General features: G+C 66.1%; 17 protein-coding genes and 1 other RNA gene. 6 read left to right on the forward strand and 12 right to left on the reverse strand.

Going from position 1 to position 15,981, the window contains the following annotated elements; translation table 11 throughout:
* From PUN71_RS03760 to PUN71_RS03770, 3 genes are all read left to right on the forward strand, one after another.
* Positions 1–405 (forward strand): fluoride efflux transporter FluC, encoded by a 405-nt coding sequence (locus PUN71_RS03760; protein ID WP_043453584.1) that lies wholly within the window; start codon positions 1–3, stop codon positions 403–405.
* The gene (locus tag PUN71_RS03765; protein ID WP_277797398.1) at positions 402–800 is read left to right on the forward strand and encodes a fluoride efflux transporter FluC; all 399 of its coding nucleotides are present in this window, start codon (positions 402–404) and stop codon (positions 798–800) included. Before PUN71_RS03760 ends, PUN71_RS03765 begins: the two co-directional genes overlap by 4 nt.
* A gap of 68 nt (positions 801–868) precedes the next feature.
* Positions 869–1,237 (forward strand): hypothetical protein, encoded by a 369-nt coding sequence (locus PUN71_RS03770; protein WP_277797399.1) that lies wholly within the window; start codon positions 869–871, stop codon positions 1,235–1,237.
* 76 nt (positions 1,238–1,313) lie between these two features.
* On the opposite strand, the gene PUN71_RS03775 is transcribed toward PUN71_RS03770, so the two are convergent.
* Positions 1,314–2,297, reverse strand: a complete 984-nt coding sequence (locus PUN71_RS03775; protein WP_043453508.1) for a S1C family serine protease — start codon at positions 2,295–2,297, stop codon at positions 1,314–1,316.
* A gap of 162 nt (positions 2,298–2,459) precedes the next feature.
* On the opposite strand from PUN71_RS03775, the gene PUN71_RS03780 reads away from it, so the two are divergent.
* Positions 2,460–2,924, forward strand: a complete 465-nt coding sequence (locus tag PUN71_RS03780) for a pyridoxamine 5'-phosphate oxidase family protein (RefSeq protein ID WP_043453511.1) — start codon at positions 2,460–2,462, stop codon at positions 2,922–2,924.
* 30 nt (positions 2,925–2,954) lie between these two features.
* Here PUN71_RS03780 and PUN71_RS03785 read toward each other — a convergent pair whose 3' ends face one another.
* Both PUN71_RS03785 and PUN71_RS03790 read right to left on the reverse strand, forming a co-directional pair.
* Entirely contained in the window at positions 2,955–4,010 is a 1,056-nt protein-coding gene (locus PUN71_RS03785) for a zinc-dependent alcohol dehydrogenase family protein (RefSeq protein WP_277797400.1), read from the reverse strand.
* 9 nt (positions 4,011–4,019) lie between these two features.
* On the reverse strand, positions 4,020–4,883 hold the full coding sequence (locus PUN71_RS03790) for a hypothetical protein (RefSeq protein WP_277797401.1): 864 nt from the start codon (positions 4,881–4,883) through the stop codon (positions 4,020–4,022).
* A gap of 150 nt (positions 4,884–5,033) precedes the next feature.
* On the opposite strand from PUN71_RS03790, the gene PUN71_RS03795 reads away from it, so the two are divergent.
* A complete protein-coding gene (locus PUN71_RS03795) occupies positions 5,034–5,504 on the forward strand; it encodes a pyridoxamine 5'-phosphate oxidase family protein (RefSeq protein WP_043453517.1) in 471 nt (156 codons plus the stop codon).
* 38 nt (positions 5,505–5,542) lie between these two features.
* Positions 5,543–6,538 (forward strand): zinc-dependent alcohol dehydrogenase family protein, encoded by a 996-nt coding sequence (locus PUN71_RS03800; RefSeq protein ID WP_349361798.1) that lies wholly within the window; start codon positions 5,543–5,545, stop codon positions 6,536–6,538.
* Positions 6,539–6,567: 29 nt separating this feature from the next.
* On the opposite strand, the gene PUN71_RS03805 is transcribed toward PUN71_RS03800, so the two are convergent.
* The 9 genes from PUN71_RS03805 to ftsE all read right to left on the reverse strand — a co-directional run bounded on the left by PUN71_RS03805 (position 6,568) and on the right by ftsE (position 15,975).
* The gene (locus PUN71_RS03805) at positions 6,568–7,593 is read right to left on the reverse strand and encodes an ATP-dependent 6-phosphofructokinase (protein WP_277797403.1); all 1,026 of its coding nucleotides are present in this window, start codon (positions 7,591–7,593) and stop codon (positions 6,568–6,570) included.
* The gene (locus tag PUN71_RS03810) at positions 7,590–10,775 is read right to left on the reverse strand and encodes an HAD-IA family hydrolase (protein ID WP_277797404.1); all 3,186 of its coding nucleotides are present in this window, start codon (positions 10,773–10,775) and stop codon (positions 7,590–7,592) included. The genes PUN71_RS03805 and PUN71_RS03810 overlap by 4 nt, the downstream gene beginning before the upstream one ends.
* Positions 10,776–10,830: 55 nt before the next feature.
* Entirely contained in the window at positions 10,831–11,298 is a 468-nt protein-coding gene (locus tag PUN71_RS03815; protein ID WP_277797405.1) for a pyridoxamine 5'-phosphate oxidase family protein, read from the reverse strand.
* A 59-nt stretch (positions 11,299–11,357) separates the two neighbouring features.
* Positions 11,358–11,636 carry a hypothetical protein gene (locus PUN71_RS03820; RefSeq protein ID WP_277797406.1) on the reverse strand — a complete coding sequence of 93 codons (279 nt, stop codon included), beginning with the start codon at positions 11,634–11,636 and terminating at the stop codon, positions 11,358–11,360.
* A 182-nt stretch (positions 11,637–11,818) separates the two neighbouring features.
* Positions 11,819–12,187: a transfer-messenger RNA gene (gene ssrA / locus PUN71_RS03825) on the reverse strand.
* A 73-nt stretch (positions 12,188–12,260) separates the two neighbouring features.
* Entirely contained in the window at positions 12,261–12,734 is a 474-nt protein-coding gene (gene smpB, locus PUN71_RS03830) for an SsrA-binding protein SmpB (protein WP_043453530.1), read from the reverse strand.
* 83 nt (positions 12,735–12,817) lie between these two features.
* The gene (locus PUN71_RS03835) at positions 12,818–14,248 is read right to left on the reverse strand and encodes a M23 family metallopeptidase (RefSeq protein WP_043453533.1); all 1,431 of its coding nucleotides are present in this window, start codon (positions 14,246–14,248) and stop codon (positions 12,818–12,820) included.
* 27 nt (positions 14,249–14,275) lie between these two features.
* Entirely contained in the window at positions 14,276–15,190 is a 915-nt protein-coding gene (ftsX, locus tag PUN71_RS03840) for a permease-like cell division protein FtsX (protein ID WP_043453535.1), read from the reverse strand.
* Positions 15,187–15,975 carry a cell division ATP-binding protein FtsE gene (gene ftsE, locus PUN71_RS03845; protein WP_043453537.1) on the reverse strand — a complete coding sequence of 263 codons (789 nt, stop codon included), beginning with the start codon at positions 15,973–15,975 and terminating at the stop codon, positions 15,187–15,189. Before ftsE ends, ftsX begins: the two co-directional genes overlap by 4 nt.
* Between the last annotated feature and the right edge of the window lie 6 nt (positions 15,976–15,981).

The raw sequence follows: 15,981 nt of genomic DNA on the forward strand, positions 1-15,981 counted from the left end.
ATGCCCGAAGGCCGCGCCTGGCTCGCTGTGGCTGCCGGCGGGCTGATTGGCACCGAACTGAGGTACGGGCTGGGCCTGGCCTTTCCGGACCTGCCCGGGTCGGTTCCCTGGGCAACGCTCGGCATCAACGTCAGCGGCAGCTTTGCCCTGGCCGCGTTGACCACCATGTGGATGGCCCGCCCGCACACCGCATTCTGGCTGCGCGCCGGGATCGGTCCGGGCCTGCTGGGCTCGTTCACCACCTTTTCCGCCGTCATCCTCGCCTCCGACCAGCTGGTGCGCGCCGGCGCCCACCCGGTGTGGACGGCCTACCTCGGTCTGTCCCTCGTCCTGGGTCTTGCCGCCGCCGGCGCGGGGTGGCGGCTCGGCAGGCTCATCTCCCGGAACCGGGACGGCCAGCCATGACCGCTGCTGCCCTGGTAGGAGTCTTTGGCGTGGCGGGTGCGCTCCTGCGGTTTGGGATCGACAGCTGGTTCGCCCATCACAGCAGCATCCGCAGCGTCCGCACCGGCAGCCACGGGCGCCTGCACTGGCCCTGGGCCACCCTGGTGGTCAATGTCGTGGGCTGCTTCATCATCGGCCTGGCCCATGGGGTGACCGGCCGGCTGGGGCTGGGAACTGAGTGGCAGCTGGGACTGGCCAGTGGCCTGGCAGGCGGACTCACCACGTTCAGCTCCTGGACTACTGCCACGGTCCGGCTGCTCAGCGAGGCGCGCTTCGGTTCCGCGGCGTTGAACGTGGGGGCCAACCTCGCCCTCGGTTTTGCCGCCGCCGCAGCCGGCATCGCCCTGGTTGGCTGACTCTCCAGCTGATTGGTCCCCGCCGGCTGCGGCGGCAGAAGCTGTCCACTCCCGTATGGTGGACTGTGATGATCAGCCGACGTGACGCAGCAATAGCCCTTGATGTTCCGCTTGAGATGGCACAGCGCCACGGCCTGCCCAAATGGATGGCGGAGGAGGACCTGCGCGCCATCCTGGACAATCCCCCGCCCTGGCTGGTGCAGTCACGCGCCAACCGCACGGGCAAACGCCCGGTCTGGGTGCACCTGGAGTGCGCCGTCTGCGGCTATGAGGAGGCGGCACGTCCCAAGAAGTGGTGGCCGGACTTCACCTATGTGGTCTGTGACCATCACGCACCGTCCGAGGTTCCCGCCGTCCGTCCCGGTTGGGTCCGGAGCGAGTACGACGGCGTGGGGACGCGTTTCACAGGCATCGCGGACGTGGAAGCGCCCCGCTAGGCGCGTACCCGGGTGATGGCACGCCAGGCCCTGCACGCCGGGCGTGACCGCCCGGCCTTGCGGCCGTCGTCGCGCGTTAAGCCGGACCGGTGGGCGTCATTTCCTCCGGAACGGCGGCCAGGTGCAGTTCCGCGCCGTCGCGCAGCACGGCCACATCGAGGGGCCGGCCGATGGCGTCGGCGAAGAGGAGCCGCTGCAGGCTTTCGGCGTTGCTGACGGGGCGGCCGCCGGCAGTGACGATGATGTCCCCCGCGGACAGCCCCGCCTTGCCGGCAGGTGATCCCGGCAGCACCTCCACGACCCGCAGCCCTTGCTTTTGGCCCGTGCGGATCACCGCGCTGGGCCCAAGCTGGATGGGAGTGCTCACCAGGCCCAGATAGGCCCGCCGCACCCTGCCGTCCGTCAGCAGGGCCGAGATGATCCTGCGGGTGGTGGCATTGATCGGGATGGCCAGGCCCAGGCCGGCGCCCGCCACCGCCGTGTTGATGCCCACAATCCTTGAATGGGTGTCTGCCAGCGCTCCGCCGGAGTTTCCGGGGTTGAGCGCGGCATCGGTCTGGATGACATCCTCGATGACCCGCCTGTTGCCGCCCGACCAGACGGGAATCGCCCGGCCCAGGCCGCTGACCACGCCTGCCGTGACCGAACCTGCCAGCCCCAGCGGATTCCCCACCGCGACCACCAGCTGGCCCACGCGAAGGGACTCGGCGTCGCCAAATTCGGCCGGCCTGACCTTGGGACGGGAACCGTGCACCACTGCCAGGTCGGACAACGGATCGGCGCCCACCAGTTCCAGCTCCATCCTGCTGCCGTCGGCAAAGACGGCAAAGCCCTGTTGGGTGCCTGCCACCACGTGGGAGTTGGTCAACAGGTAGCCGTCCTCCGTGAAGAGGACAGCCGAGCCTGCCCCCACCCTGACCCGGCCGTTGCGGCGCGGGGCCGTCATTTCGATGGCTGCCACGTGCGGGGTGACTGCTGCTGCCACCCTCATCACTGTCTGCGAGTACGAGTCCAGCAGGTCCTCGTCCCGGTCCGGTATGGGTTCCCGCGCCTGGTCCATGGCGCACCTCCAATGCGGTGCCGCGTGCGGCTGTGTCCCCTCTTTCAGGGGCTTTACGGGAATCAACGCCGGCGGCGGCCCATCCAGTCCCGGCGCAGCTACGCCATGGGTGAACGCAGGGGTGCGGTGCGCGGCCGCTGTCCAGGACCTAGGATCGGTACCATGACTGGTTCACCCGAGGGGTCCCACACCGAGATCCTGCGTCCTGATGAATGCTGGCAGTATCTCCGGTCGTCCTACATCGGGCGGCTGGCCGTCATCAATGATGGCGTCCCGGAGATCTTCCCCGTCAATTTCTCGGTCGCCGGGGAAACCCTGCTGTTCAGGACGGCGCCGGGCACCAAGCTCCGCGCCCTGCTCACCGGCGCCGTGGCGGCGCTCGAGGTGGACGGCCTCAACCCCTACGCCACCCAGGTATGGAGCGTAGTGGCCAAGGGAAGGCCTGGTCCTTTCGATGAAGGCAGCATGACCCTTCCGGAAGCCGACGCGGACAGAGAACCCTGGGAGCCGGGGCTCAAGGACCATCTGGTAGCCATCACTCCCACCGACCTTTCGGGCCGGCGCTTCGCGGTGAGCCCCCGCCACCGGTGGTGGCCGCCGGTGGATTTCTCCGCGGACTGGCTGTAGCCGCCTTCCAGCGTTCCCGGCCGGTTGGCGTCAGGACGTGATGATCACCTTCAACGCTTTGGTCTCGGCAGCGCGGGAAAAGGTGTCGTAGGCCTCGAGGAACTGGTCGAAGCCAAAATGGTGGGTGGCGAATTTTTCCGCCCTGATCTTTCCCTGGGCCACAAGCCTGAGCAGCATGGGCGTGGTGTTGGTGTTCACCAGCCCCATGCTGATGTTGATGTTCTGGATCCAGAGGTTTTCGAGGTGGAGTTCCACGGGTTTTCCGTGGACGCCAACATTCGCCACCGACCCGCCCGGCCGCACGATCCCGGTGCACATCGCGAAGGTCTCAGGGACGCCCACGGCCTCGATGGCAACGTCGACGCCCTGACCGCCGGTCAGCGCCATTACCTGGTCCTTCCAGTCACTGCTCCCGGACAGCACCATGTCCGTGGCCCCGAACTCCCGGGCTTTCTGCAGGCGGTTGGCGTCCAGGTCAATCGCCACCACAGTGGCCGCACCGTACAGGCCTGCGGTGGTGATCGCCGCAAGGCCCACCGGCCCGGCCCCCACCACCGCCACACTGTCGCCCGGCTTCACCCGTCCGTACTGCACCCCGATCTCAAACCCGGTGGGAAGAATGTCGGAGAGCATGACGGCCTGTTCATCGCTGACCCCGGACGGCAACAGGTGCAGCGAGTTGTCTGCGTAGGGCACCCGGACATACTCAGCCTGGGTACCGTCGATCAGGTGCCCGAAGATCCAGCCGGTGCCCTCCTGGCCCTCGTCCCCCAGGCAATGCGAGTAAAGGCCCGTCCTGCAGTTGGCACAGTGGCCGCAGGATTTGATGCAGGAGATGATGACGCGGTCGTTCACTTTCAGGCCGGTGACCGACGGGCCGGTCTCCACGATGGTGCCCACCCCTTCGTGGCCCAGGATCCGGCCCTTTGCGACGGCGGGCACGTCGCCTTTGAGGATATGCAGATCGGTACCGCAGATCGTGGTGGTGTCGACTTTGACGATGGCATCGCCGGGCTGCTGGATCCGGGGGTCGGGAACATCGGTCCACGACTTGTTTCCGGGCCCGCCGTAGACGAGGGCTTTCATTGGTATTCCTTACTGTGAGGACAGGCCGGGTGTGGTCTGGCGGCCTGGTTGCGGGACGGGTGGACCGGGAGGAATGGACGGCACCGCTGCGGGGATCCGGAGTTTGGCCAGGTGCAGGAGTGCGAGGACAAGGAACAGGCCCGAGAGCGCAAGGGCCGGCAGGAGCGCCGGCAGGCCGGGCGCTGAGCCGAACAGCGGCTTGACCAGCTCCCCCACGGCCAGCGAGAAGATGAGCGTGAAGCCAAGGACATACAGTGCGGGCAGGAGCAGCAGCCCGGTGCGGCGGTTCCGGTAGGTCAGGACGGACAGGATCAGGAACGCGGGCATGATGAAGCAAAGGTCCAGGATGAAGATCGAGTAGAGCGAATCGATGCGCTGACCGGTTTGCATCAGGGGCAGGAGCATGCCGATCCAGAGGGGGTAGAAGATCAGAGGCTGGAGGAGTGCGCCGGAGGCCGACGTGATTCTCAGGGCCCGTGGCAGGGCTGCCGTCGGGGTGGCACGGTCCATGGTTGCTCCGGCCACGGCCATGGCCCAGAAGGAAACGGCAAAGATGGCCATGTAGAGCAGGTACAGGCCGTTGTAGGTCCGCTCGATCACATAGATTCCGTAGCCGTAGAACAGGTAGCCCAGCAGACCCAGGGCCACAATCTGGTGCTTTGTCCCCTTCCGGCCTGCAGCGAGGGACAGGTACAGCAGGCCGAGACCGGCTGCTGCTGAGAGAAGATCCTGTGAGTAGGCGCCGGGGATGAGGTCAGCGGCAACAACGCCGTTGTAGATGGCTGGCCGCCACAGGCTGGTCCCTGCCGCGGCAACTGCCAGCAGCCCGGCTGTGGCCCACAACAGGCGGTGGAGGAACAGATGCGTCAGCATGGCTGCCTTTCGCGGGATGGTCTGGGTTCCCGGGCGTCTCCCACAGCGTCCCATCGGGGTTTGGCAGGCCCCAAGGGCCATAGGTCCTCCCTTTCAGGCCGGGCCTTTATGCCCTTTCCGGGAAGTGAAGAGTTGCCTACGCTGTGCCGTATGACTGAGAACACGAACATCCCCGTGCCGGAGATCCTCGACGAAGAAGAATGCTGGGCGCTGCTCTCCCAGACCGGAGTGGGCCGGCTGGCCGTCATCGCCGATGGCCATCCCGATGTCTTTCCCGTTAACTACAAGGTGGACGGGCAGACCCTGGTTTTCCGCACCGGCGGGGGCACCAAGCAGCAGGCCATCCAGGCCGACGCCACCGTGGCCCTGGAAGCCGACGCGGTCAGCCAGCAGTTCGGCCTTGCGTGGAGTGTGGTGGTAAAGGGCAAGGCCGCCGAGACCGTCCCCACCGGCCCGGCCCTGGATGACATCCGGCGGGCGCTGTTTCCCTGGCAGGGGGTGTCCCAGGAACACTTCATCCGCATAACGCCCGAGTCGGTTACGGGCAGGCGCTTCACCATGGGCGCGCCGATGCTGTGGCAGACGCCGCTGGACGACGCAACCCGGGCCGGATTCGAATAACCCAACAGCGCCGCTGACGCACCGTGCGCGCTTGGTGGGTGAACGATCCGGGGCCGGTCTCCAGGCATCCGCTGGTTCAGGGCGTCCGTGCCACACCCGTGCCCGCAGCCAACGAACTCCTGGTGGATGTCACGGTCTGCGGCATCTGCCGCACCGACCTGCACCTGGCCGAAGGAGACCTGGCACCGCACCGTCCGCAAGCCGTTCCCGGGCACGAAGCGGTGGGCCTGGTGGTTGCAACAGGTGCCCGTTGCTCCAGGTTCAGGATCGGCGACCGGGTTGGCGTGGCCTGGCTGGGCGGCGTCTGCGGCACCTGCCGGTACTGCCGCCGCGGTGACGAGAACCTGTGCGTGTCACCGGTCTTTACCGGCTGGGACAGGGATGGCGGCTACGCCGAACAGCTGACGGTGGCGGAGGACTTCGCCTACCCGTTGCCTGATGCTTTCTCTGACGAACAGGCTGCGCCGCTCCTGTGTTCTGGAATCATCGGGTACCGGGCGCTGAAGCGCGCGGAGCTGCCGGCGGGTGGGCGGCTTGGAATCTACGGCTTTGGCAGTTCCGCCCACATCACCGCCCAGCTGGCGATCAAGCAGGGTGCTTCCGTGTTCGTCATGACCCGTTCAGCGGAGGCTCGGAAGCTCGCGCTGGAGCTTGGGGCGGTGTACTCGGGGGACGCTGACGACCACCCGCCGGTGCCGCTCGATTCCGCCATCCTTTTTGCACCAGCGGGTGATCTGGTCCCGGTGGCGCTGCGGGCCCTTGACCGCGGCGGAACCCTGGCCATCGCCGGAATCCACCTCAGCCGCATCCCGGCCCTGGACTACGGAAGGGAGCTCTTTTTCGAACGCCAGGTACGGAGCGTCACCGCCAACACGCGGGTTGACGGAAACGAGTTCCTTGCGCTCGCGGCACGGCTGTCCCTGGCACTCACCACAACGGCCTATCCCTTCGAATCTGCGGACAGGGCCCTGGAGGACCTGGCGGCCGACAGGATCACAGGGTCGGCAGTCCTTTGGGTCCGCCCCGGCCAGTGATCGCCGGTATCCGGCGTGGTTGCCCTGCTTCACCCGAACAGGACCGCTGCCTCCTGGTACCGTGCCTCCGGTACTACCTTCAGCTCCCCCAGCGCTTCCTCAAGCCTGACGTTTACGATATCCGTGCCGCGCAGCGCCACCATGGTGCCCCACTTGCCGGTTGCCGCCGACTGGACAGCTGCCATGCCAAGCCTGGTCGCCAGGACGCGGTCGAACGCCGTCGGCTCACCCCCGCGCTGGATGTGGCCCAGGACGGTGGCCCGGGTTTCGATGCCGGTCCGGAGCTGCAGCTCACCTTCGAGCAGCAGGCCGATGCCACCCAGGCGCGGGCGCCCGAACGTGTCCAAGCCACGGGGGGCGTAGGGTGTGGCCTGACCCTCCGGCGCGAAGGCCTCGGCCACCACGACAAGGGGCGCCCTGCCGCGGTCCCGCGCTGACAGCACCCAGGAGCAAATGTGGTCAATCGACACGGGATGCTCGGGGATCAGGATGGCATGCGCACCGGCGGCCATTCCCGAATGCAGCGCGATCCAGCCGGCATTGCGGCCCATGACCTCAGCAATCATGCACCGGTGGTGCGATTCACCCGTCGTGCGCAGTCGGTCGATGGCTTCAGTGGCGGTCTGTACGGCTGAGTCAAAGCCGAACGTGTAATCAGTGGCCCCGAGGTCGTTGTCAATCGTCTTGGGCACTCCGACCACGTTCAGGCCCTGTCCGCCCAGTTCCCGCGCGGCCGCCAGTGTCCCTTCTCCCCCGATGGCGATAAGGCCGTCCAGTCCGTTGCGCTCGAAGCAGGCACGGACCCCCTCTATTCCCTTCCCTGTCAGCGGGTTGGTCCTGGAGGTGCCCAGGATGGTGCCGCCCAGGCGTGAGATTCCCCGGACACCCGTCCGGGGAAGGGGAACCATGTCCTGTTCCAGGACGCCCCGCCATCCGTCCCGGAAACCCAAAAATTCGTAGCCGTGTGCAACGTCGCCGCCCAGCACAGCTCCACGGATGACCGCGTTGACCCCGGGGCAGTCACCGCCGCTGGTCAGGATCCCCAGGCGTTTCACGACGCCACCGTCCCGGGAGCCCGCACAGGCAGGGGAAATGTCCTGGTCCGGCCGGGGGGAAGGAGTACGTCGCTGCCGCTGACGTGCACCTTGATGGGCCCGGCGTCACCCGGGGCGGATGCGATGCTCATGTGGCCGTCCTTGAGATGGACCCGCAGGCGGTGTCCGCGGTACAGGACCTCGAAGGCCACGGCGCTGAGCCCCGTTGGCAGGTTCGGCGCGAACAGAATGGTGTCGCCACTGAACCGCAGGCCGGCGAAGCTGCGTTGCACCACGTCGATGGTTCCTCCCATGGCGCCCAAGTGTATCCCCGCACGCGTGGTGCCATGCTGCGTATCGTCCAGATCGGCGTCGAGCGCTTCCCGGAAACTGTCCCATGCCCGGTCCGCGTCCAGTCCGGCGAGGACGGATGCGTGCGCCACCCGGCTCAGGGTTGACCCGTGGGCTGTCCGGGCCAGGTAGTACTCGATGGTCCGGTTGAGGTGCTTCTGGGTGAAACCGTAGTGGAGCCGTTGAAGGATGGTGACCAGGCCCTGATGCCCCAGCAGGTACGGGAGCATCAGGACGTCGGCCTGCTTTGCCAGCCTGTAGCAGTTGGTGGCGTCGCCTTCTGCTTCGAGGATGAGGTCCAGCCGTTCAATGTCGCCGTACCTGTCGCGGTAATGTTCCCAGTCCAGCTCCTTCAGATCCCCGTAGCCCTCAAACTGGCTGATGACGCCGTCGCTGTGGAAGGGGACGTACATCGCCGTCCCCATATGCGCCCACCCGGTGGTTTCCTCGTCGGTGATCCCGAGGCGTTCCATGAGGCCGGCACGTTCGCTTCCGTGCAGGAAGGACATGATGCCCGCGGCCTGCGAGCAAACCCAGGCCGCCATGACATTGGTGTAGGCGTTATCGTCGAGCCCGGGGGTGTCCCGGCCGGGGTAGCCCGTATGGTACTCATCCGGGCCCACCACGCCGCGCAGGTGGTACCGGCCGCCCCGCTGGTCATAGTCGGCGAGGGAACGGAAGAACCGGGCAACTTCGATGACCAGTTCGGCTCCGCGTTGAAGCAGCCAGATCTTGTTTCCGGTGGCCTGGAAGTACTGCCAGGCGTTGAAGGCGACGGCAAGGCCGGAGTGGACCTGCAGGTGCGAGAAGTCTTTGACCCAACGGCCGGACCGTTCGTTGTACAGCCATTTGGGCGTTTCCTCGGTCCCGTCGCTGCCGCTTTGCCACGGGAACTTGGCGCCGGCCAGGCCCTCCACGGCTGCGGCGTGCCGGGCCGCAGGAAGCCGCCGCCACCTGTAGTCAATCAGGGACCGGGCAACGTCGGGGGTCCGTGAGGTCAGGACCGGCAGGACGAACAGCTCATCCCAGAAGACGTGGCCGCGGTAGCCTTCGCCGTGCAGGCCGCGCGCAGTGACGCCGGCATCCAGCTCGGCTGTGTGGTGCGTCAGCGTCTGCAGCAAGTGGAAGATGTGCAGGTTGAGGACCAGGCGCACCTGCACGGGCGCCTCGATCTCCACCATGAAGGGGCGGAGCTCACGCCGCCAGGCCTCCTCGTGGGCAGCCAGCACCGAGTCGAAGTCCCCGCCGGTACGCTCCAGCACCGCACGGGCTCCCGTTTCGGGCGAGGAGATGGCACGGTCCCTGGATGTCACCACAGCCACGGTCTTGGTGATCCGCACCGGGGTTCCCGCATCCAGGGATAGCAGGAGGTCATGGAAGTGGAAGGAGCCTTTCCTGCCCGGCTCACCTCCTGCTGGCTCTCCGCACACGTAGGTCCGGTGCGCCGCGGCGATGCGGATGAGGCTTTGGCTGGTTTCCACCTCGACGACGGATGTCGGGTCGGTGGGGGCCTCCGGTCCGGCGCGGTGAGGGGCGGTCCGGTCGACCAGGTGGATATCGGCTCCCTGGGCGCGTTCAGGGAGGTTCGCGTTGCGGACGCCGGCATTGATCCCGCTCCGGACCTCAACCTGCCCGTTCCAGCCCAAGGCCGTGATGACCGTTTCGAGGACCAGCAGGTGGGGTTCCGCCATGGATGCGAAGCGTGTCTGCACCACTTCAAGGCGCCGCCGGCCCGCGCCTTCCAGCAGCAGCCGGCGCTCCAGTACCGCCCGGCGGAGGTCCAGCACCCGGCGCTCGCGGATGACGGTCATTCCCCCGTCCGACCACCAAGTCCGGCCAGCCAGACGGATATCGAGTGGAAGGCAGTCCGGGGCATTGACCATGTGTTCTTCCAGCAGCATCTCTCCGGCTGACTCGGCGTGGACGCGGTTGTAGATGCCGGCAAGATACATGCCCGCATAGCTGAAGGGGCCGCCTTCGGGCGCCGCTCCCCTGACGCCCATGTAGCCGTTGCCCAGGGTGGTGAGGGCCTCCCGGTGGCCCTCGTGTCCGGCGTCGAAACCCTCGTACGCCAGGTGCCAGGCATTGCCGATGATCAGCCCCAAATCCAGTTCGCCCACGTCATTGAGCACGGTGCCGGCGCCGGCGGCTTCCAACTGGCGGCGGTTGCCCGTCCGGGCAATTCCGACGACGAGGCCGAAGCCTCCACGGTTCCCGGCCTCGACACCCGCCGCGGAATCCTCTATCACCACGGCGTGTGAGGGCGGCACTCCTAGCTTGGATGCCGCCGCGAGGAACACGTCCGGCGCCGGCTTTCCCCGCAGGCCAAGCCCGGCCGCCGTCGTTCCGTCCATCACAACTTGGAACAGTCCGTGGATGCCCGCGGCGTCCAGGACGGCCGGCGCGTTCCGGCTTGAGGTAACGACGGCGGTGGGGACTCCGGCGTCAGCAAGCCTCTGCAGCAGCTCCAGGGTGCCCGGATAGCTTTGGACGCCGTCTTCGCGCAGGCGCTGCAGGAAGAGTTCGTTCTTCCATGCCCCGAGGCCGAATCCCGTCCAGGCGCCGGCCTCGTCGGCCTCTTTTCCCTTGTCCACGTGGACTCCGCGCGAGGCAAGGAACCGCACGACGCCTTCCTCCCGCGGCCGCCCGTCGATGTAGGTGAGGTAGTCGGACCTGGACAAGGGTTCCTGGTTGGTACCGCCGGGAATTCTTGGGTCGTGCAGGATCCGGTCGAACGCGTCTTTCCACGCGGCCTGGTGGACCATGGCGGTATTGGTGACCACGCCGTCCAGGTCGAAAATCACGGCGTCGAACGGTGGCTTTGCTGCGGCGGCTGTCGGCGACCCGGTCATAGGTCAGTGCTACCAGTCCCGGCCCGTTCCGCACAGGGCCGTTGGGCCTGCCGGCCTACTGCCCGGTGTCCGCAGGGGCCGTGCGGGCCACATGGCTCCACCAGGTCAGCGGGGAGGTGATGGTGAAGCGCCTCCCGGACACGGAGGTCGGGACGATGCGGACAAAGTGGTCCTTTTCGCCGGCCTGCCAGGGGAAAAGGGTAAGCCCTGCACCGCGCAGGAGTTCCTCCGATGGCTCCAGGACCACGGCCTTGCCTTTGACCAGGACACTCCACGCTTTGGCGTCGTCATGGCCGTCGGCTTCAAGCGCGACGGCGAGTGGTCCCCCGGCGGCCCGCAGCTTGGTCCCTTCCCCGGTCCGGAAGATGACCGATTCGTGGTCCACCTTGTAGTTCACCGGGAAGACCTCGGGGTACCCGTCGACGAGCACCGCCAGGTGCCCCACGGAAACCCCCCGCAGGAGGTCCCAGCATGCTGCGGCATCCAGGACTTCGGTAGGCGTTTGCGGCGGATCGTTGTGCATATCGATGAAAGTAGTGGTTTGCCGTGGGGGCCACTAGAGCATTTAGGCCCGGCGGCACTCTAGAACGGGGGTTGCTCGGGCCTGGTCCGCCGGCGCCAGGAGTCCGGGGTGCGGACGTCGCGGTAGCGGACCGGCAGCCTGACGATGTCGGCTTCAGCGGTATCGACACGGCATCGGCAGCCGCTCAGGGTGTCCAGGATCCAGACAAGTCCACGCTCCGGGGCTGTTTCCGTGACGGGTCCGCGGTGCACCAGGCGGCTCCGGTAGAAGACCTCGATGGCGTCTCCGGGGGCAAGGGGCTGAAGGGGGTCCAGTGCGGGGTGGTGTTTGGTGGTCATCGTGTTCCTTTTCGGTTCGGACAGCTCCCCCAGCACCAAGCATGGTGGTCCAAGGTTGATTCTGGGTGTCCTTGCGATGATGATCCGGTGGCCTTTCGACTCACCGCCGGTGGTCCCGGCATTCACGCAGCCCGGGCTTCCGGGCAAACAAAAGCACCCCGGTCCGATGACCGGGGTGCTCACTGTGGAGATGGGGGGAATTGAACCCCCGTCCGATGTCGTGTTGTCAGGGCTTCTCCGGGCGCAGTTTGCGTCGGATTTTCTCGGCCCCAGCCATGCTGCAAACAGCTGGCTGATCCGGGCCCAGTCACCTAAAAGTCCCGTTTACTCCGGTGACGGGAGCAAACAGCAGTGGCTATCTAAATGACGCCAGGATCCGGGGCGATAGCAACCCCGGGCTGACGGACTGTCTTACTGCTTAGGCAGCAAGAGCGAAGTCAGTGCGCTTAGATTCGGCACTTATTGGTTTGCAGAAAGCGTTTACGAGATAATTCTGCATCCTCGGCCCGCTTCACCTGTCGCGACTAACACCGTCGAAACCGATCATCCCCGTATTTTGTTACCAAACCGGCTGGCAAGCCCGCCGGACTATCCATAGTAACGCATGCCCCGGCTTAATAATTCCTACCGGCGCCTGTTGCGTTCGCGCATCTCGCGCTGGGCTTCGCGGTTGTCCTGCTGCTCCCGAAGCGTCTGGCGCTTGTCGTACTCGCGCTTACCGCGGGCAACCGCGATTTCCACCTTGGCACGGCCGTCCACGAAGTACAGCTGGAGCGGCACGATGGTGTAGCCGGCTTCCTGTACCTTGCGGGAGATCTTGATGAGCTCCTCGCGGTGCAGCAGCAGCTTGCGCCGGCGGCGTGCAGCGTGGTTGGTCCAGCTGCCCTGGTTGTACTCCGGGATGTGGATGGCTTCCATCCACAGCTCGTCGTTATAGAACGTGCAGAATCCGTCCACCATGGAGGCGTGCCCCTCGCGCAGGGATTTCACTTCGGTTCCCATCAGCGCGATGCCGGCCTCGTAAGTGTCCAGCACGTGATAGTCGTGCCGGGCCTTGCGGTTGGTGGCCACCACCTTACGGCCACTTTCTTTAGGCACGGGAAAACTCCTCAGGTTCAGGTCGGATGCTGCCGGGCCGGCGCCGCGGAGCTATACCAGTCTACGGCAGCAGCGGTTGTCCCCTACAGCAGCCCCATGGGATCGACGGCGGCACCGTTGAGCCAGGTTTCGAAGTGGGCATGGCAGCCGGTGGAGTTGCCGGTGCTGCCCGAGTAGGCGATCAGCTGTCCCTGCGAGACATGTTGGCCGTTCGAGACCACGATGCTGGAGTTGTGGTAGTAGATGGTGGTCAGCGTATTGCCCTGCACCACGCCGTGATCAATCTTGACGCGCCAGCCGCCGCCGTCGGCGGAATTCCAGCCGGAACTGAAGACCTCGCCGGCTGCCGCCGCATAGACGGGGGTGCCGCAGGCGGCGCCGAAGTCGATGCCGGTGTGCATGTAGCCGCCCGTGCCGTAGAAGTCGATGGTACCCGGCGGGGTGGTGCGGTAGCCGAAGCCGGAGGTGATGGGGATGCTGCCGTCGAAGGGGTGGCGGAGGCCAAAGGCCGACGGCGACCCTGCGGCGGGCGGCACGTACGGCTGGACCGGAGGGGCGGGGCGGTTCGCTGCCGCGGCAGCGGCGGCGGCAGCAGCGGCGGCCGCTTCGGCCTTCCGGCGCTGTTCCGCTTCCCAGGCCTCGCGGGCCCTGCGGTCACGTTCGGCGATCTCGTTCGCCACCTGGTTCTGGTTGGCCTGGACTCCGGCGAGCTGGGCCTGGATCCCTGGTTTGGCCGCCTGGAGTTCGGCATCGAGCCGGGTGGTGTCCGCGATCAGCTGGTCCACCTGGGCCTTCTTGGCTGCGGCTTCATCACGGGCAGCCTTTTCCCGTTCCAGGGCCGCGTCCGCTTTGGCTTTGAGATCCTTGATCTCTGCTTCCACAGCCTGGAGGCGGGCTTCGGAGTTGACGTTCGTGGCGTTCTGCTGGCTCAGCTTGTCCATGGCCGCGTTCTGGCTGCGCATCGCCTGGTCGGCCAGGTCCATGGTTTCGGTCAGGCTGCTGCCGCTGTTGGAACCAAAAAAGAGCGACAGGTTGGAGGGGACGCCGCCGGACTTGTAGGCCTGGGTGGCGATCTGCCCGATCAGTTTCTTGGTGTCGGCAATCTTCTGCTTGTCGGTTTCCAGTTGCTGGGTGATTTTGGCCTTGTTCTGCTGGGCCATGTCCACGCGTGCGGACAGTGCTTCGACTTCCTTGACGGCACCGGCCACCCGTCCCTGCGCCTCGAGCAGTGCCTGCTGGGCACCCGGCAGCTGGCCCTGGTAAATTACCAGGTCGCTCGCGGCCTTTGCGATCCGGGAATCGACAAACTCCAGGGACGCCTGGACGCGGGCTGCTTCGGCCTCGAGCGCTGCTTTGCGGTCTTCGAGGTCGTCCGCGAAGGCGACGGGTGTGGCGAAGGACAGGCCGGCGGAAAGGATGACGGTGAGCACACCGCTGACGATCCCCAAACGGCGTGCAGCGGTCCGCCCGCGGCGGTGCCGGGGGCGGGACAAGGCTTGATCAGTTAGGTTCATGGGCATTCCTTGGTCGGTGTGCACAGCCTAAACGCGCAAATATCTACGTAAGGTCAAGAGAGACGAAATTCCTGCCAAGGATCCGCCGAGGATCAGCAGCGCCGGGGCCAGGATCAGGGTCTGGCCGGAGGAGATGAAGGCAGTATCCGGGTACTGCCGGGACATGTAGTCGCCCAGGAAGAACTGCGCCACTGCCCAGAGCGTGCCCGAAGCCAGGGCGGCCCCGATAACTGCAGCGATGACGCCTTCCAGAATGAACGGCAGCTGGATCACCGTTTTGGACGCTCCAACGAGCCGCATGATGCCCGTTTCCCTGCGCCTGCTGAAGGCCGAGAGCCGGATGGTGGTGGCGATCAGCAGGATGGCGCAGACGATCATCACGCCTGCGATGCCTACGGCCACCAGGGAGGCCCCGTTCATCACCGAGAAGAGGCGTTCGAGCAGCTGGCGCTGGTCGATGACCGTTTCCACTCCCGGCTGGGAGGAGAACGTCTCGCTAATGATCTGGTACTTTTCAGGGTCCTTCATGTTGATCCGGAAGGACGCCGGCAGCTGGTCCGGAGTCACCGAATCGACAATCGGAGAGTTGGAGAACTGGTCCTTGAAGTGCTTGTAGGCCTCGTCCTTTGACTCGAACTGGAAGTCGTTGATGTATTGCGCCACCGCCGGGGATTCAAGCAGGGCGTTCAGGCCCTGCTGCTGCTCCGGGGTGACGGGCCCCGACGCGCACCCCGGCGCCGTCGAACCTTCACTGCAGAGGAAGATGGCCACCTGGACCTTGTCGTACCAGTAGCCCTTCATCTGGTTGATCTGCATCTGCAGCATGCCGGCCGCGCCCACGAACGTCAGGGACACGAAGGTCACCAGGATGACCGACACCACCATGGAAAGGTTGCGGCGCAGGCCGCTGCCGATCTCGGAAAGAATGAATGCGAGCCTCACCGCTGGGCCTCGCCTTCGGCACCGTTGCCGGGCACGCCGTCGTCGGGCGTTTCCCTGCCGCTGGCGTCCTTAAGGCGCCTGGACTGTCCGACGACGGGAATCATCGAGGTGTACAGTGCCCTCGCTTCGTCGCGGATCACCACGCCGTTCTTCAGCTCCACCACCCGCTTGCGCATCTCGTTGACGATGTCGTCATCGTGCGTGGCCATGACCACGGTGGTGCCGTTCTGGTTGATCTTGTCCAGCACGCCCATGATGCCCATGGAGGTGGTGGGGTCAAGGTTTCCGGTGGGTTCGTCTGCGAGGAGGATTCCGGGTCGGTTGACCACGGCGCGTGCGATGGCAACGCGCTGCTGCTCGCCGCCGGAAAGCTCGTGCGGCATGCGGTGTTCCTTGCCTTCAAGGCCTACCGTCTTGAGGACCTCGGGGACGGTGTCGCGGATGACGCTGCGGCTCTTGCCGATCACCTGCATGGCAAATGCGACGTTCGCGAAAACGTTCTTTTGGGGCAGGAGCCGGAAGTCCTGGAAGACGACGCCGATGCCCCGGCGAAGGCGCGGGACCCGCCAGCTGGAAATCTTGGCAACGTTCTGGCCGGCGACATAGACCGCGCCGGACGTGGCACGGTCCTCCTTCAGTACCAGCCGGAGGAAGGTAGACTTCCCGGAACCTGACGCGCCGACAAGGAAGGCGAATTCGCCGCGGTCAATCTCAAGGTTGACCGAGTCCAGTGCCGGACGGGCTTTCTGGTCGTATACCTTGGTGACATTTTCGAATCGGATCATGGCCCT

It is taken from the genome of Arthrobacter sp. NQ7, assembly GCF_029581595.2.
Taxonomy (GTDB): Bacteria; Actinomycetota; Actinomycetes; order Actinomycetales; family Micrococcaceae; genus Arthrobacter; species Arthrobacter phenanthrenivorans_B.

Excerpts from the sequence above, each read along its gene's own strand:
- PUN71_RS03760 (WP_043453584.1), top strand. The coding sequence starts at position 1 with ATGCCCGAAGGCCGCGCCTGGCTCGCTGTGGCTGCCGGCGGGCTGATT.
- PUN71_RS03765 (WP_277797398.1), top strand. The coding sequence starts at position 402 with ATGACCGCTGCTGCCCTGGTAGGAGTCTTTGGCGTGGCGGGTGCGCTC.
- PUN71_RS03770 (WP_277797399.1), top strand. The coding sequence starts at position 869 with ATGATCAGCCGACGTGACGCAGCAATAGCCCTTGATGTTCCGCTTGAG.
- PUN71_RS03775 (WP_043453508.1), bottom strand. The coding sequence starts at position 2,297 with ATGGACCAGGCGCGGGAACCCATACCGGACCGGGACGAGGACCTGCTG.
- PUN71_RS03780 (WP_043453511.1), top strand. The coding sequence starts at position 2,460 with ATGACTGGTTCACCCGAGGGGTCCCACACCGAGATCCTGCGTCCTGAT.
- PUN71_RS03785 (WP_277797400.1), bottom strand. The coding sequence starts at position 4,010 with ATGAAAGCCCTCGTCTACGGCGGGCCCGGAAACAAGTCGTGGACCGAT.
- PUN71_RS03790 (WP_277797401.1), bottom strand. The coding sequence starts at position 4,883 with ATGCTGACGCATCTGTTCCTCCACCGCCTGTTGTGGGCCACAGCCGGG.
- PUN71_RS03795 (WP_043453517.1), top strand. The coding sequence starts at position 5,034 with ATGACTGAGAACACGAACATCCCCGTGCCGGAGATCCTCGACGAAGAA.
- PUN71_RS03810 (WP_277797404.1), bottom strand. The coding sequence starts at position 10,775 with ATGACCGGGTCGCCGACAGCCGCCGCAGCAAAGCCACCGTTCGACGCC.
- PUN71_RS03815 (WP_277797405.1), bottom strand. The coding sequence starts at position 11,298 with ATGCACAACGATCCGCCGCAAACGCCTACCGAAGTCCTGGATGCCGCA.
- PUN71_RS03820 (WP_277797406.1), bottom strand. The coding sequence starts at position 11,636 with ATGACCACCAAACACCACCCCGCACTGGACCCCCTTCAGCCCCTTGCC.
- PUN71_RS03835 (WP_043453533.1), bottom strand. The coding sequence starts at position 14,248 with ATGAACCTAACTGATCAAGCCTTGTCCCGCCCCCGGCACCGCCGCGGG.
- ftsE (WP_043453537.1), bottom strand. The coding sequence starts at position 15,975 with ATGATCCGATTCGAAAATGTCACCAAGGTATACGACCAGAAAGCCCGT.